Origin of the sequence: Mesorhizobium silamurunense (assembly GCF_014843825.1) — a bacterium.
In the GTDB taxonomy this organism is placed as follows: domain Bacteria; phylum Pseudomonadota; class Alphaproteobacteria; order Rhizobiales; family Rhizobiaceae; genus Mesorhizobium; species Mesorhizobium silamurunense.
Window position 1 is genome coordinate 1 of record NZ_JHQR01000315.1, and the last position, 12,671, is coordinate 12,671.

Annotated in this window: 15 protein-coding genes, 2 tRNA genes and 2 pseudogenes; 10 read left to right on the plus strand and 9 right to left on the minus strand. The window is 64.7% G+C overall.

Features of this window, described 5'->3' with window-relative positions:
* Both DH10_RS30875 and DH10_RS30880 read right to left on the minus strand, forming a co-directional pair.
* A partial coding sequence (locus DH10_RS30875; RefSeq protein ID WP_192385690.1) for a sensor histidine kinase occupies nucleotides 1–889 on the minus strand: 889 nt, incomplete at its 3' end.
* 5 nt (nucleotides 890–894) lie between these two features.
* Nucleotides 895–1,563, minus strand: coding sequence for a response regulator (locus DH10_RS30880; RefSeq protein WP_192257767.1), 669 nt, complete (start codon nucleotides 1,561–1,563; stop codon nucleotides 895–897).
* A 478-nt stretch (nucleotides 1,564–2,041) separates the two neighbouring features.
* Here DH10_RS30880 and DH10_RS30885 point away from each other — a divergent pair, with 478 nt between their 5' ends.
* From DH10_RS30885 to DH10_RS30900, 4 genes are all read left to right on the plus strand, one after another.
* Nucleotides 2,042–2,287, plus strand: a complete 246-nt coding sequence (locus DH10_RS30885) for a DUF680 domain-containing protein (RefSeq protein WP_192257769.1) — start codon at nucleotides 2,042–2,044, stop codon at nucleotides 2,285–2,287.
* 57 nt (nucleotides 2,288–2,344) lie between these two features.
* Nucleotides 2,345–2,551 carry a DUF680 domain-containing protein gene (locus DH10_RS30890; RefSeq protein WP_192257771.1) on the plus strand — a complete coding sequence of 69 codons (207 nt, stop codon included), beginning with the start codon at nucleotides 2,345–2,347 and terminating at the stop codon, nucleotides 2,549–2,551.
* Between the two features lie 275 nt (nucleotides 2,552–2,826).
* The gene (locus DH10_RS30895; RefSeq protein WP_192257773.1) at nucleotides 2,827–3,066 is read left to right on the plus strand and encodes a DUF680 domain-containing protein; all 240 of its coding nucleotides are present in this window, start codon (nucleotides 2,827–2,829) and stop codon (nucleotides 3,064–3,066) included.
* Between the two features lie 52 nt (nucleotides 3,067–3,118).
* Nucleotides 3,119–3,361, plus strand: coding sequence for a DUF680 domain-containing protein (locus DH10_RS30900; protein ID WP_192257775.1), 243 nt, complete (start codon nucleotides 3,119–3,121; stop codon nucleotides 3,359–3,361).
* A gap of 26 nt (nucleotides 3,362–3,387) precedes the next feature.
* Here DH10_RS30900 and DH10_RS30905 read toward each other — a convergent pair.
* The 3 genes and pseudogenes from DH10_RS30905 to purM form a co-directional block, all read right to left on the minus strand.
* Nucleotides 3,388–3,896: pseudogene (locus DH10_RS30905) on the minus strand (SixA phosphatase family protein).
* 196 nt (nucleotides 3,897–4,092) lie between these two features.
* Nucleotides 4,093–4,800 carry a phosphoribosylglycinamide formyltransferase gene (gene purN, locus DH10_RS30910; protein WP_192257779.1) on the minus strand — a complete coding sequence of 236 codons (708 nt, stop codon included), beginning with the start codon at nucleotides 4,798–4,800 and terminating at the stop codon, nucleotides 4,093–4,095.
* Nucleotides 4,797–5,876 carry a phosphoribosylformylglycinamidine cyclo-ligase gene (gene purM, locus DH10_RS30915; protein WP_192257781.1) on the minus strand — a complete coding sequence of 360 codons (1,080 nt, stop codon included), beginning with the start codon at nucleotides 5,874–5,876 and terminating at the stop codon, nucleotides 4,797–4,799. The genes purN and purM overlap by 4 nt, the downstream gene beginning before the upstream one ends.
* Before the next feature lie 230 nt (nucleotides 5,877–6,106).
* Here purM and DH10_RS30920 point away from each other — a divergent pair, with 230 nt between their 5' ends.
* The 4 genes and pseudogenes from DH10_RS30920 to DH10_RS37380 form a co-directional block, all read left to right on the plus strand.
* Nucleotides 6,107–6,694: a CDP-alcohol phosphatidyltransferase family protein gene (locus DH10_RS30920; RefSeq protein ID WP_192385691.1), complete on the plus strand. Its 588-nt coding sequence runs from the start codon at nucleotides 6,107–6,109 to the stop codon at nucleotides 6,692–6,694.
* Complete coding sequence (locus tag DH10_RS30925) at nucleotides 6,636–7,847, plus strand: AI-2E family transporter (protein WP_192257785.1); 1,212 nt, start codon at nucleotides 6,636–6,638, stop codon at nucleotides 7,845–7,847. The genes DH10_RS30920 and DH10_RS30925 overlap by 59 nt, the downstream gene beginning before the upstream one ends.
* A 1-nt stretch (nucleotide 7,848) precedes the next feature.
* A complete protein-coding gene (hdaA, locus tag DH10_RS30930) occupies nucleotides 7,849–8,553 on the plus strand; it encodes a DnaA regulatory inactivator HdaA (protein WP_192257787.1) in 705 nt (234 codons plus the stop codon).
* 6 nt (nucleotides 8,554–8,559) lie between these two features.
* Nucleotides 8,560–8,661: pseudogene (locus DH10_RS37380) on the plus strand (VapC toxin family PIN domain ribonuclease); the annotation flags it as partial.
* A 301-nt stretch (nucleotides 8,662–8,962) separates the two neighbouring features.
* Here the strand turns inward: DH10_RS37380 and DH10_RS30935 are convergent.
* The 4 genes from DH10_RS30935 to DH10_RS30950 all read right to left on the minus strand — a co-directional run bounded on the left by DH10_RS30935 (nucleotide 8,963) and on the right by DH10_RS30950 (nucleotide 11,881).
* On the minus strand, nucleotides 8,963–9,289 hold the full coding sequence (locus tag DH10_RS30935) for a hypothetical protein (RefSeq protein ID WP_192257272.1): 327 nt from the start codon (nucleotides 9,287–9,289) through the stop codon (nucleotides 8,963–8,965).
* A 68-nt stretch (nucleotides 9,290–9,357) separates the two neighbouring features.
* Nucleotides 9,358–9,434, minus strand: a tRNA-Pro gene (locus tag DH10_RS30940).
* Nucleotides 9,435–9,508: 74 nt separating this feature from the next.
* Entirely contained in the window at nucleotides 9,509–10,705 is a 1,197-nt protein-coding gene (locus tag DH10_RS30945; RefSeq protein WP_376774932.1) for a flavin-containing monooxygenase, read from the minus strand.
* 204 nt (nucleotides 10,706–10,909) lie between these two features.
* Complete coding sequence (locus DH10_RS30950) at nucleotides 10,910–11,881, minus strand: NAD(P)H-dependent oxidoreductase (RefSeq protein ID WP_192257274.1); 972 nt, start codon at nucleotides 11,879–11,881, stop codon at nucleotides 10,910–10,912.
* Between the two features lie 314 nt (nucleotides 11,882–12,195).
* Between DH10_RS30950 and DH10_RS30955 the strand changes: the two genes are divergently transcribed.
* Nucleotides 12,196–12,501, plus strand: a complete 306-nt coding sequence (locus DH10_RS30955; protein ID WP_126084876.1) for an ETC complex I subunit — start codon at nucleotides 12,196–12,198, stop codon at nucleotides 12,499–12,501.
* Between the two features lie 56 nt (nucleotides 12,502–12,557).
* Nucleotides 12,558–12,634 (plus strand) — tRNA-Arg (locus DH10_RS30960).
* The last annotated feature ends 37 nt before the right edge of the window (nucleotides 12,635–12,671 follow it).

Below are 12,671 nucleotides of genomic sequence, written 5' to 3' on the forward strand. Positions count from 1 at the left end.
CGGGCTCCGCCCGTGACAGGGTCAAGAGCTGCTCGGCGAGTCGCGCCAGCTTGCCGGAGCTGGACTGAAGCGCCACCAGCGCCTCCTGGCGCTGGTCGGCAGCACTTTCGCGCAGCGCATAGCTGGCCTGCGTCGACATGAGCGCCAGCGGCGTGCGCAGCTGGTGCGCGGCATTGGCGATGAAGCGGCGCTGCGCAGCCATCTGTGCCCGCACACGCGCCATATAGGCGTTGAGCGCATCGATCAGGGGCCGGATCTCGCTTTGCGCGCCGGGGACATCGACCGGGTCGAGCTCGCTGCGGTCCGGCGAGCGCACCGCATCGCGCAGCCGGATCAGCGGCGCCAGCCCACGGCGAAGACCAAGCAGCACGAACACGCCGGCAATCGCGACCAGCGCCAATTGCTGGGCGAAGGCGCTGAACCATAGGCGCTTCACCATCGCGTCGTGGCCAGCGAGCGTGACGCCCACGGTGACCTTGATCGGTGAATCAGCGCCGGCGCCGATCACCGCCTGGCTGAGGGTCAGAAGGCGGAGCCGATGATCGCGATAGGAACCTTCGATGCTGCCGCGTTGGGGCGCTTGGGGCAGGTCGGGATAACCGGTCAGCAGCCGCCCGCCTGCAGTCTCGACGTGATAGTAGACGCTGTCGCGATCGCCGGTGTCGAACATCTCGATCGCAGCCGGCGGGATCGTGGCGCTGAGCACGCCGTCGGTCACGGCGACCTGTTCCGCGATCGCGCGCGCCGAACCGACCAGCATGCGGTCGGTCACCAGGTCGGAGGTCGCCACCGCGTTGCGCTGGCTGGTCCACAGGTTGACGGTCACCAGCGCAGCCAGCGGCAGCACCACCCAAGCCAGCAATTGCAGGCGGAGGCTGCTAATCCGCATGGCGCCTAATCTTCATGGCGCAGCAGATACCCGAGGCCGCGCAAGGTGGCGATCTGGACGCGCGAGCCTTCCAGTTTCTTGCGCAGACGATGCACATAGATCTCGATGGCGCTGGGGTCGGCGTCGGTGTCGAAATCGTAGATCGCTGACGAAAGTGCCGCCTTGCTCACCGTGCGTCCGGCCTTGACCATCAATTGCTCGAGCACCGCATGCTCGCGCGGCGTCAGCGAAAGCGCCACGCCGCCGAGCGAGAAGAGCCTGGTGTTGGTATCGAAGACGAGGTCACCGCAGGAAATGACCGGCGCGGTCCGGTCGTTGGCGCGGCGCAACTGCACGCGAATGCGCGCCTCGAGCTCCTCGATCTGGAAGGGCTTTGCCAGATAGTCGTCGGCGCCTTCGTTGAGGCCCTTGACCCGGCCGTCGAGGCTGGCATTGGCGGTAAGCACGATCACCGGCACGGGATTGCCGCGCGCCCTCAACTGCTTCAGCACCTCCATCCCGCCCATGCGCGGCAGGGCGAGGTCGAGGATGATGAGCGCATGATCGCCGGCGGCCAGCGCATGCTCGACATCCTCGCCGTCATGGACGACATCGACGACATAGCTCGCCTGGCGCAGCGTCTTGCTCAGCCAATCGGCCAGTTCGCGATTGTCTTCGACAAGCAGGAGCCGCATCGTCCATCACTGTTCAGGATGCCTATCCGGGTGGCGTCGGCCTTTCGCGAGCGCGGCCGGCGGCCCGAACGGACAGTTGAAGCCAATCGATAGTATCGATCCGCCGGCAAGGCAAATGCCGGCTATGGCCCGCTAAGGCGGCCCGGTTCAAGTCCCAATCTGGCTTTCAAAGAAATAAACCGAACGGTTCGGTTCAATTTATGTTGACGGATTGTGCAACCGGGTGAACGCTGGCGCGCCGAAACAGAGCGTCGAGCCGCACCGGCTATCATCGTAACCGATTGATATTTAATGAAAAGAATGTGGCACGAGGGACGTTAACGTGGATTTCAAGGTCGAACCGTTCGGTTCGATTTGCACATTTTCGTGATTGGAAATGGCAACAGGGCGGACCCATCTCGGGGTGGTCCGAGCGACGCGAATTTCCATCAGGGCACGCCACTTGACGGACAGGATTTTGAAATCTGGAGTACCTAAAATGAACAAGATTGCTCTTGCCGCCGCAGCACTTCTCGTTGCCACGGGCAGCGCCTTCGCCGGCAGCGACCATTACGGTTCGGACAACGTCAACCAGCCGGCCGTCACTCAGTCGGTCGCGCCCCAGTCTGGCGACAACATCGATCGCAGCATTACCGGCTCGATCCGCAAGTTCGAGCAGCGCGATCTCAAGATCACGCCCGATCAGAACCAGCCGCAATCCGGCCAGGGCATCTGGGGCCGCTAAGCCGGCTCCCGTCCTGAATCAACCAAGCATCAACCTTTCAAATCTGGAGTAACCAAAATGACCAAGATCGCTCTTGCCGCCGCCGCCGTGCTCGTTGCCACGGGCGCCGCTTTAGCCGGCTCCGACAACTACGGCTCGGCCAACGCCAACCAGCCGGCCGCTTCGGTCGACACCTCGTTCACCGCTTCGATCAAGAAGTCGGATGCGACTGTCCAGAAGCCGGTCACCCAGGGCGCTGACCGCGACCTGTTCGGCAATCGCTAACCGGTTCCGATCTCCGATAGACCTCAAAGCGGCGGGCTTGTCCCGCCGCTTTGTTTTTATGCAGCCGGCTATCGGTGGGCTTGAATCTGCTAGGCGAAGGTTCCTTCTAACTCATTGTTCAAGATGAGCTTTCGAGGCGAGGTCTCAGCTGCGCATGCGAAGCGATCGGCAACGAAGAAATTTCGCCCGGGAATAAATCGAGGCCGTTCCAGGTCTTGTCGGCAGCGGGGCCATCCACCCAGGGCGCCGCCGATGACAGGATAAGGAACACTCAAATGACAAGGATCGCATTCGTCGCGGCCGCCATGCTCGTCGCTGCCATGGGCAGCGCCTCTGCCGGCAGCGACCATTACGGCGCCGACGGCGCCAACCAGACGACCGCCGGCGTCGACCAAGCCCCGACCGCCTCGATCCGCGTGCGGGACATGGCGCATCACCAGGCTTCGGCCGCAACCAGCCCGACCGTCGCCGAGATCATTGCCCGGCACAATGACGACGGCCTCTGGGGACGCTGACGCCGCTTCCCCAAAAACGCCCACAAAACTTTAGGACAAAGGAACCACCGAAATGATCAGGATCGCTCTCACCACAGCCGCCATGCTTCTAGCCATGGGCTCCGCCTTCGCCGGCAGCGACCACTATGGCGCCGACAGCGCCAATCAGCCGACAGCCGGCGTCGACCGCGGCTTTACTGCATCGGTGCGCAAGCACGAGGCCGCCAAACCGGCCAATGTCGACACATCGATGACGACGGGATCCGCGCCGTCGCAAGCCTGGCCGGACCCGGGCCAAGGCATCTGGGGCAATTGACGCGGCTAATCTCCCTTTGAGGGGGGCTACGCAGCCAAATCCTTCGGCCTGACGCAATGCGTCAGGCTAGCGCCTCCAAATTCGAGGCTTCCCCAATCCCCGTCCACGGTAAATCGCGCGAACGCCGCAGTCGGAAACTTCGCTTCGATTTTCTTGAAAACGCCCTGATCCGATCCGGCGCCGGCGAGCCGACAAAATTCTGCAGGCCGGGATTGTGGCCGATCACGATCAGGCTGGTCGCCTTGGCCTGCCGCACGCGCGCCAGGATGGCGGCCGGCGCTGCCTCGTACAACTCCTCAGCGAATTCCGCCGGCACATGTTTCGGCAGTTCGGCGGCGACCAGCCGCCAGGTGTCGCGGGTGCGCAGCGCCGGAGAGACCAGCGCGAGGTCCGGCAGCCAGCCGCGCCGTGCCAGCTCGCGCCCCATGAGCGGCGCCGTCTTCAGCCCGCGCGGGGCAAGCGGCCGGTCGAAATCGGCGAGCTTGGCATCGTCCCAGCTCGACTTGGCGTGGCGGAGGAGAAGCAGTTGTCTCATCGGCATTGTTCAGGACCAGGGCAACTAGCGAAACGAGCGCGAGCCTTCTCCTTGATTGCCTCGATGTCAAATCGAACGGGCCGCTGACTAACCCGTCTATCCAAGCCCTACGCAGCCGGTCTGTTTCGGTTTGGCTTAGGGGTTGGTTCAGCAATTCGGGGGGAAGCGTCATGCTGTTACTTCCGGCCGAGGGCCTCTAAGGCGTGATCCGCGCCAGCTGTTCGAGGTCGGTTTCCTCGCGCAGCGGGTCGGGCGCCATCACCACTGAGGTGGCGTTCTCGGCGTCGTCGGCAAAATGGGCAAGCACGGTGTGGCCCTTTTCCATGCGCGCCTTGCCTTCGGCAACCAGCCCCAGCGCCAGCGGGTAGAGGCGGTGCTCCATCTTCAGCACCCGCGCGGCAAGCGTGTCCTCATTGTCGCCGACCATCACCGGCACGGCTGCCTGCGCGATGATCGGGCCGTCATCCATCTCGGGGGTGACGAAATGCACCGAGCAGCCATGGATGCGCACCCCCGCGCGGATAGCCCGCGCATGCGTGTCCAGCCCCTTGAAGGCCGGCAGAAGGGCAGGGTGGATGTTAACCATGCGCCCCTGCCATTTTTCAACGAGGCCACGGCCGAGGATGCGCATATAGCCGGCCAAAGCTACGATCTCGGCGCCGAAGCCGTCGAGCGCGGCATCGAGCGCGGCGTCATGCGCGTCCTTGCTCGGATGGTCGGCGCGCTGGATGACCTTGGTGGCGATGCCGCGCGACTGCGCGATCCCCAGGCCTGCGGCGTTCGCGCGGTCGGAGATCACGCCGACGATCTCGGCCGGATAGGTCGGGTCGCTGGCTGCCGCGATCAGCGCCGTCATGTTGGAGCCGCGCCCCGAGATCAGGACGACCGTGCGCTTCCTGCTCATAGGCCGATCGAGCCCCGATAGATGACGCCGGCGTCGCGGCGCGGCACGATGCGCCCGATCGGCGTCACCGTCTCACCCGCCTCCTGCAGCACGGCGGCCACTTGCGCGGCCTGCCCGGAAGCGACTGCAAGGATCATGCCGATGCCGCAGTTGAAGGTGCGCATCATCTCTTCCGGCGCGACGCCGCCGGTCTTGGCGAGCCAGGAGAACACCGGCGGCACGTCGATCGCCTCGAGGTCGAGCTCGGCGGAAAAATCCTTGGGCAGCACGCGCGGAATGTTTTCCGGAAATCCGCCGCCGGTGATGTGGGCGAGCGCCTTGATGCCATGCGTGTTGCGGATGGCCTTCAGGATCGACTTCACATAGATGCGCGTCGGCTCGAGCAGCGCCTCGGCGAGGCTCAGCTCGTCGTTGAACGGCGCCGGATCGCTCCAGCCAAGGCCGCTCGCGGCGACGATGCGGCGCACCAGCGAGAAGCCGTTGGAGTGGAGGCCGGAGGAGGCGAGGCCGAGCAGCACGTCGCCCTCGACAATGTCGTCGGTCGGCAGCAACTGGCCGCGCTCGGCCGCGCCCACGGCAAAGCCGGCCAGGTCATAGTCCTTGTCGTGATACATGCCGGGCATCTCGGCCGTCTCGCCGCCGATCAGTGCGCAGCCGGCCTGCCGGCAGCCTTTCGCGATGCCGCCGACGATCGCCGCGCCCTGGTCCGGGTCGAGCTTGCCGGTGGCGAAATAGTCGAGGAAGAACAGCGGCTCGGCGCCCTGCACGACGATGTCGTTGACGCACATGGCGACGAGGTCGATGCCGATCGTGTCGTGCTTGCCGGAATCGATGGCGATCTTCAGCTTGGTGCCGACGCCGTCATTGGCCGCGACCAGCACCGGATCGGTGAACCCGGCGGCCTTCAGGTCGAACAGGCCGCCGAAGCCGCCGATCTCGCCGTCGGCGCCTGGCCGGCGCGTCGCGCGCACCAGCGGCTTGATCTTCTCGACCATGAGATTGCCGGCGTCGATATCGACGCCCGCCTCGGCATAGGTGAGCCCGTTCTTGCGCTTGGCCTTGTCGCCCTTGCTCATCTTCGGCTCGTCCCTGTTTCCATTGCGGGCTCTTCGCATGAATGGTTTCGGGGAGCAAGGATGACGCGCGGGTGAGGGAATTTGTTCCCGGGAAAAGCGCGGTGATTGGCGAAGGCGGAGGAGATGACCAATCTCCCCATCGTCGGCGTCGGAGAATAGGCACGCGGTCCTTGCGCCCACCTCCCATCTCCCTCATTTATTCCCCGACAAAGGCCACGACGGGATATCACGTGACCATACCCAACATGATCACGATCATGCGCCTGCTGCTGGTGCCCGCCGTGGTGCTGGCCATGCTGCAGGCTCGCTGGGACTGGGCTTTTGCCGGCTTCCTCGTCGCCGGCATCTCCGATGGTATCGACGGTTTCATCGCCCGCCGCTATCGCTTGTTCTCACGGCTCGGCGCCTATCTGGATCCAATGGCCGACAAGCTGCTGCTGGTCTCGGTCTTCGTCGTCATGGGCTTTGCCGGGGAACTGCCGCTCTGGCTGGTGGTGACCATGGTGTCGCGCGACGGGCTGATCATCTGCGCCGTGCTTTTGTCCAGCGTGATGGCGCATCCTGTCGAGGTGAAGCCGCTCTTCGTGTCCAAGGTGAACACCGCCGCGCAGATCGCCCTGGCGGCGCTGGTGCTGGGCGAGCTTGCCTTTTCCGTCCATCTCGATCCGCTGCGACCGGCGCTCATATTGCTCTCCGGGGTCTTGACCGTGGCTTCGGCCGCGGCCTATCTCGTGGCCTGGCTAAGGCATATGAGTGGCTATGGCGAAGGCTCCCAGACGAGCAACACCAAGTCGGGCAATTCCAACACGGACACCTGACAGCGAAACCTGGACGGCCGCGGCCTCGACCGCGCTCCGCCGGCAGATCGCGTTCTGGCTGATCGTCGCTGTGCTCCTGTCGCTGTTCCTCTATGTCTTCTCAGGCATCCTGCTGCCCTTCGTCGCCGGCATGGTGCTCGCTTATTTCCTCGATCCGGTGGCCGATTGGCTGCAGCGGCTCGGCCTTTCCCGGCTCATGGCGACGGTGGTGATCCTCATTGCCTTCATCGTCGTCGTGGTGCTCGCCTTCGTCATCCTGGTGCCGGTGCTGGCGACCCAGATGGCGGATTTCGCGCGCAAGCTGCCGGAATATCTCACCCGCCTGCAGTCGCTCATCACCAGCTTCGATCCGAAGTGGCTGGAGCAGCGTTTTGGCGTCAACGCCGCCGGATTGCGCGACGGACTGAACTCGCTGCTCACCTCCGGTTTCAGCCTGTTGACCACCGTCTTCACCTCGATCTGGAGCTCGGGCGTGGCGCTGGTCTCCGTCGTCAGCCTGTTCGTCGTCACCCCGGTCGTCGCCTTCTACATGCTGCTCGACTGGGACCGCATGGTGGCCGTTGTCGACAGCTGGGTGCCGCGCGACTATGTCGAGACGGTGCGCGCGCTCGCCCGCGACATCAACACCGCCACCGCCGGCTTCGTGCGCGGGCAAGGCACGCTCTGCCTGGTGCTCGGCGCCATGTATGCCACCGGGCTGACGCTGACGGGCTTGAACTTCGCCATCCTCATCGGCTTCTTTGCCGGGCTGATCTCCTTCATCCCCTATGTCGGCTCGCTGACCGGGCTGGTGCTCGCCGTCGGCGTCGCCTTCGTCCAGTTCTGGCCGGACTGGACGATGGTCGTGCTGGTAGCCTGCGTGTTCTTCGTCGGCCAGTTCATCGAGGGCAACATCCTGCAGCCCAGGCTGGTCGGCAAAAGCGTCGGCCTGCATCCGGTATGGCTGATGTTTGCGCTGTTTGCCTTCGGCGCGCTGTTCGGCTTTGTCGGGCTGCTGATCGCGGTGCCGGCTTCGGCGGCAATCGCGGTGCTGGTGCGCTTTGCGATTTCCCGCTATCTCGAATCGCCGCTTTACAGGGGCCACGCCACCAAGCTCACGCCGCCGCTGCCGGCGGATCGCGGCGGCGGCCACCGCAGCCAGCCGCGTGACTGAAATGGCCGGTGAGCGCACCGAACCGCCGCGCCAACTGCCGCTCGACCTCGGCCACGGCACCGGCTATTCGCGCGACGAGCTTGTGGTCTCCGGCACCAACGCGCAGGCGGCAGCGCTGGTCGACCGCTGGCCGGACTGGCCCTCGCCGGTAGTGGTGCTGGCCGGGCCTCCGGGTTCCGGCAAGACGCATCTCGCCCAGATATGGCAAACACGGGCGCACGCGATCGCCATCGCTGCTGACAGGATCGGCGAGCACATCGGCGGGCTTGGCGCGATGCCTGCGCTCATCGACGACATCGACAAGAGCCCGATCGACGAGCAAGGCCTGTTCCACCTGATCAACACGGTGCGCGGCGCCGGCTCCACGCTGCTTCTGACGGCGCGGCGCTTCCCCTCCGCCTGGCGCGTTACGCTGCCAGACCTCGTCTCGCGGCTGAAGGCGGCGGCGACGATCGAGATCCACGAGCCCGACGATCTGCTGCTTGCCGGCGTCATCACAAAGCTCTTCGTCGACCGCCAGGTCGAGGTCGAGCCGCATGTCGTGCAATATCTGGTGCGGCGCATCGAACGCTCGCTGGCGACCGCTATGCGCGTCGTCGAACGCCTCGACCGCGCCGCGCTCGAGCGCAAGACGCCGATCACCCGTGCGCTCGCCGCCGAAACCGTCAGCGCCATGGACGAAGGGCAGGGCGAGTTCGATATTTAGTGTACGGCGATTGCTGCTGCGAGAGGTTTCCATGTAGCGTCACGCGACACTACGCCTTTCCATGCGGCGGGGGTCCCAGTCATCAATCCATGGGACGATGCATCGTAGTTGTCCCATTTCGGGACGGACCCCGCTGGCATCCATCTTGCAACATCAAAAATGCCGGTTGATCCCGGTCCCGGTCGCGTTCCAGATCGGGTTGTAGGCTCGCCGGGCTCGAGGTTGTTGGGGACTCGCCCGGCGGGTTTACGGTCCTATTCTCGCATTGATTGGCTCGGCGGGCTTTGCTCGATGCCGGAGCGCACTTAAAGCATGTCTCCCGAAAGTGGGAACCGGTTTCGGGACAAAGACATGCGTAAAATCAAAAACCTAAAGCGCAGTGAGCGAATCTGAAAGATCGCGACGCGCTTTAGCGGGTGCGGCCATGGCTGCTGAGCAGGCGCAGCACCTGCACGCTGCTGGGCAGTTCGATCAGGAATTCCGCGTCGCGGTCGAGATGGTGAACCTGGATCGGACCGTCGCCGGTGAAGCGCGCCATCGCCTCGATGTTTTCCCAGTAGGAGATCGTCACGAACTCTGAATGGGTCGGCGTATCCTCGCGGAAGGTCTGGACGCCGAGCGCTTTTTCGATGAGCGGCTTGATGCCGATCTCGTAATTATAGGCCTCGTAGGCGTCGGCCTTCTCGGGCAAGGTCCTGCCGCGCCAGATACGCGCTATGGTCGGGGTCTTTGTCATGACGACAAAACTTGCAAAGGCTGGGCAGGGTTCCCAGCCCGCAGGCTGCAGCATGTTCACAGGAAAACTGGTCGGAGTGGCGTGATTCGAACACGCGACCCCCTGATCCCAAATCAGGTGCGCTACCAGGCTGCGCTACACTCCGACGCTCGCGGCGTATAGGGTTCCGGGGCCGGGAAGGCAACCCAAAAACGGAAGCGCAGCGTCGAGAACACCGCTTTAGCGCTTTCCCCTGGCAATCCTGCCGGCGATCGCCGCGCCCTGGATGCGGGCATTGGCGAAGCAGCCGCGAATGCTCGGCCGCATGCCGGTGAACCACAGGCCCGGCAGCTTCGGGTCGCTGCCCGCGCCGTTGAACAGCGGCACGCCCTTGGCGTCGAGCACGCCGAGCCTGCCAACCATCGTCTCCAGCCCGGTGCGATAGCCGGTCGCGGCAATGACGATATCGGGCGCGATCGCCTGGCCGTTTTCGAGAACGACGCCGTCATGGCTGAATTCCTTGACTTGCGGCACGACGATGATGCGCCCGGCCTTGATCGCGTCGACCGCGCCGTCGTCGGCGGCGATCGCGGTATAGTCCGAGCCGAGGCGGCTGGCGCCGCCCGACGGGGCGGGGGGCAGGCCGAACTTCCTGAGATCGCCGAAGACCAGCCGCTGCGTCGCCGCCATCACCGCATCCGCCAGCCGGGACGGCAGGCTCGCCATGACAGGCGAGAAGCGGTGCACGGCGATCTTGCCGATGCGCTTGGGTAAGAGCGAAGGCCCGTTGCGCGCCGAGAGCCACATCTGCCCGGTCTCGACGCCGGAAAGGTGGTTGAGCGCGTCGAAGCCGGAATTGCCGGCGCCGACCACCAGCACTTTTTTGCCCGTATAGTCTCCCGCCCGGCCGAAATGCGCCGAATGGACGATCTTGCCCGAGAAACCCTTCATGCCTTTCCAGGCCGGGATGAAGGGCTGCCGATCGCGCCCGGTGGCGATCACCACGTGGCGGGCCGCCCGCGGTCCCGCGTTGGTATTCACCAGCCAGTGGTCGCCGCGGAACACGAGTTCCCTGACGACGATGCCGAAGGCGATCGGCAGCCGGTGCGTCTGGGCGAAGTCGTTGAAGAGGCGGATCACCGCGCTGCGGTGCGGAAAGGCAGGGGTTCCTTTCGGAAAGGAAACGCCGGGCAGCGTCGAGAGGTCACGATGTGTGTTGAGATGCAGGTTCTCATGGCGATGGTACCAGGGCTCGGCCAGGCGTCCCTCGCGTTCGAGGACCTCGGTGGCGACCCCGGCCTCGATCAAGGCGTAGGCCGCCGCCAATCCCGCCGCGCCGGCGCCGATCACGATCGCGCCTTCGAGGATCGCCGGCTCGCCGGTCCAATCCGACGAGATTTCCGCTTCCATGCCCATTCTTGTCTTTATCGTCGTCATGGCTTTCAGGTGCCACGGCCATGTATCCGACATATGCCGCTGACGAGGCAATGGGAATAGGCCGTGGTTGCAAAGGCCCCGGCATTGTGTCGCGGATAAGGGTGGCCGGAGCAATCCAGGAAAAGTGCGCAGCGGTTTTCCGTCCGGAATTGCGCGAGGACAAAGAATTAAGGCGGATCAGTGCCTTATCGACGCTGAGCCGCCTTAACCGTTTGCAGGATCGGCGTGGCGATGCACCAGCTTGAAGGCGCCGTCCTCGAGCCGGAACACTTCCGTCACCCGCAAGGTCATCTCGGCGGGCTGGCCGTTCTTGCCCATGCGCGCCTTCGCATGCTGCAGCCCGGTCCAGAACGCCAGGTCGCCGCTCGCGGAGGCTTGTAGCACCTCGAGATCGGTGCTGCCGCCCTGGTGGAAGCTGGCGGCGTCGCGCTCGTAGCGGCCGGCGACGGCGTTGGCCCCTTCGAGATGGTCGCCTCGCGGCGAAAAGAAGGTTGCCGGCTCGCTATGCGTCACGATCGCCTTCAGCGACGTGGCGTTGCCGTTGACATAGTCCTCGGCGATCTTCTCGCGCTGCTTCATGAAGGTGTCGAAGGACGAGCCGCCCGGCCGCACGGTTCGGATCCACGTCTCCAACGCGCCCATGAAATTCTCCAGGAAAGCGGCGGTGTCGCCGCTCTTCACCGCGCCATTGTCGTCGAGGAGTTCGGCGACATTGCCGATATAGGCCTCCGGCTGCTGCATCACCGGCATGTCGAGGAAGACGAAGGTCTGCCTAAGCGCCTGGTTGGAACCGAAGGCGCCGATCTTGCTCGGGCTGACGCTGACGACGCCGGCGGGCAGGCCCTTGAAGACGCTCTTGCCATAGGGACGCGAGCCGACATCGAGCGCGTTCTTCAGACCGCCGGGGATCGAACGGTTGTATTCGGGCGTCACGAACAGCACCCCGTCGCACTCTCTTATCGTGGCGCGGAACGCCGACCAGGCGGCGGGCGGCGTGTCGCCGTCGAGATCCTCGTTGTAGAGGGGCAACTCGCCGATCTCGATAAAGCGGCAACGCAGCGAGTCCGGCGCGCGGGCCGCCAGCGCCTTGGCGATCTTGCGGCTGTGGGATTGGGCGCGCAGGCTGCCGACAAGCACGGCTAGCTGCAGGACGGGATGTTCGGTTGTCATTGTCATGGCACACTGTCCGGGCTTATTGACGAGGATGGCGACGCTTGGTGGCCTCGCAGCCTTGCTGGCCGCGACCAATGGCTGAAGCGGCCGGGCTGGTCGCCTGACCTTCCGTTAATGTCCGGACCGGCGCGAGGTTCCCCCACCCGGTCATGACCATCGCTTGCCGGCCATGACGGCTTCGCAAGCCTTGGCCGCTTGCGGGCGCCGCCGTTGCACAGTATTGACGGGTTGGCGCGCGGCCTCAGGCTCGAATTCGGCTTTTCGGACGCGCGCCGCGAAATGAGGTGGCCCGGTCTTCGGGCGGCAAAGAGGTGGTCATGTCCGCGCGCATTTTCAGCCCAGCCAAAACCGCGATGCAGTCCGGCAAGGCCAAAACCGGCCACTGGGTGCTGGAGTTCGATCCCGCCCAACGCAAGAAGATCGACCCGCTGATGGGCTACACCACTTCGGGCGACATGCTGAGCCAGGTGCGGCTCACCTTCGACACGAAGGAAGAGGCGGTGGCCTATGCCGAGAAGCAGGGCATTGCCTTCCGCGTCGAGGAGCCGAAGGAGACGAAGCGCCGGCAGATTTCCTATTCCGACAATTTCCGCTATGACCGCAGGACGCCCTGGACGCACTAACCCTTTTGTCGAGCGTGCCTTGGCGTAGTGGCATCAGCCGGCCCCGGCCGGCCAGCGGTCCCGTAGCTCAGCTGGATAGAGCACCGGCCTTCTAAGCCGATGGTCGCAGGTTCGAATCCTGCCGGGATCGCCATTTTTACAGGGTCCATTCTGGACACATAGGTTACGGT

Bases quoted from the DNA above. Each gene is read 5' to 3' on its own strand.
- DH10_RS30890 (WP_192257771.1), top strand. From the start codon at position 2,345: ATGACCAAGATCGCTCTTGCCGCCGCCGCCGTGCTCGTTGCCACGGGC.
- DH10_RS30885 (WP_192257769.1), top strand. From the start codon at position 2,042: ATGAACAAGATTGCTCTTGCCGCCGCAGCACTTCTCGTTGCCACGGGC.
- DH10_RS30880 (WP_192257767.1), bottom strand. From the start codon at position 1,563: ATGCGGCTCCTGCTTGTCGAAGACAATCGCGAACTGGCCGATTGGCTG.
- DH10_RS30950 (WP_192257274.1), bottom strand. From the start codon at position 11,881: ATGACAATGACAACCGAACATCCCGTCCTGCAGCTAGCCGTGCTTGTC.
- hdaA (WP_192257787.1), top strand. From the start codon at position 7,849: ATGGCCGGTGAGCGCACCGAACCGCCGCGCCAACTGCCGCTCGACCTC.
- DH10_RS30895 (WP_192257773.1), top strand. From the start codon at position 2,827: ATGACAAGGATCGCATTCGTCGCGGCCGCCATGCTCGTCGCTGCCATG.
- DH10_RS30925 (WP_192257785.1), top strand. From the start codon at position 6,636: ATGGCGAAGGCTCCCAGACGAGCAACACCAAGTCGGGCAATTCCAACA.
- DH10_RS30945 (WP_376774932.1), bottom strand. From the start codon at position 10,705: ATGACGACGATAAAGACAAGAATGGGCATGGAAGCGGAAATCTCGTCG.
- purN (WP_192257779.1), bottom strand. From the start codon at position 4,800: ATGAGCAGGAAGCGCACGGTCGTCCTGATCTCGGGGCGCGGCTCCAAC.
- DH10_RS30955 (WP_126084876.1), top strand. From the start codon at position 12,196: ATGTCCGCGCGCATTTTCAGCCCAGCCAAAACCGCGATGCAGTCCGGC.
- DH10_RS30900 (WP_192257775.1), top strand. From the start codon at position 3,119: ATGATCAGGATCGCTCTCACCACAGCCGCCATGCTTCTAGCCATGGGC.
- DH10_RS30935 (WP_192257272.1), bottom strand. From the start codon at position 9,289: ATGACAAAGACCCCGACCATAGCGCGTATCTGGCGCGGCAGGACCTTG.
- purM (WP_192257781.1), bottom strand. From the start codon at position 5,876: ATGAGCAAGGGCGACAAGGCCAAGCGCAAGAACGGGCTCACCTATGCC.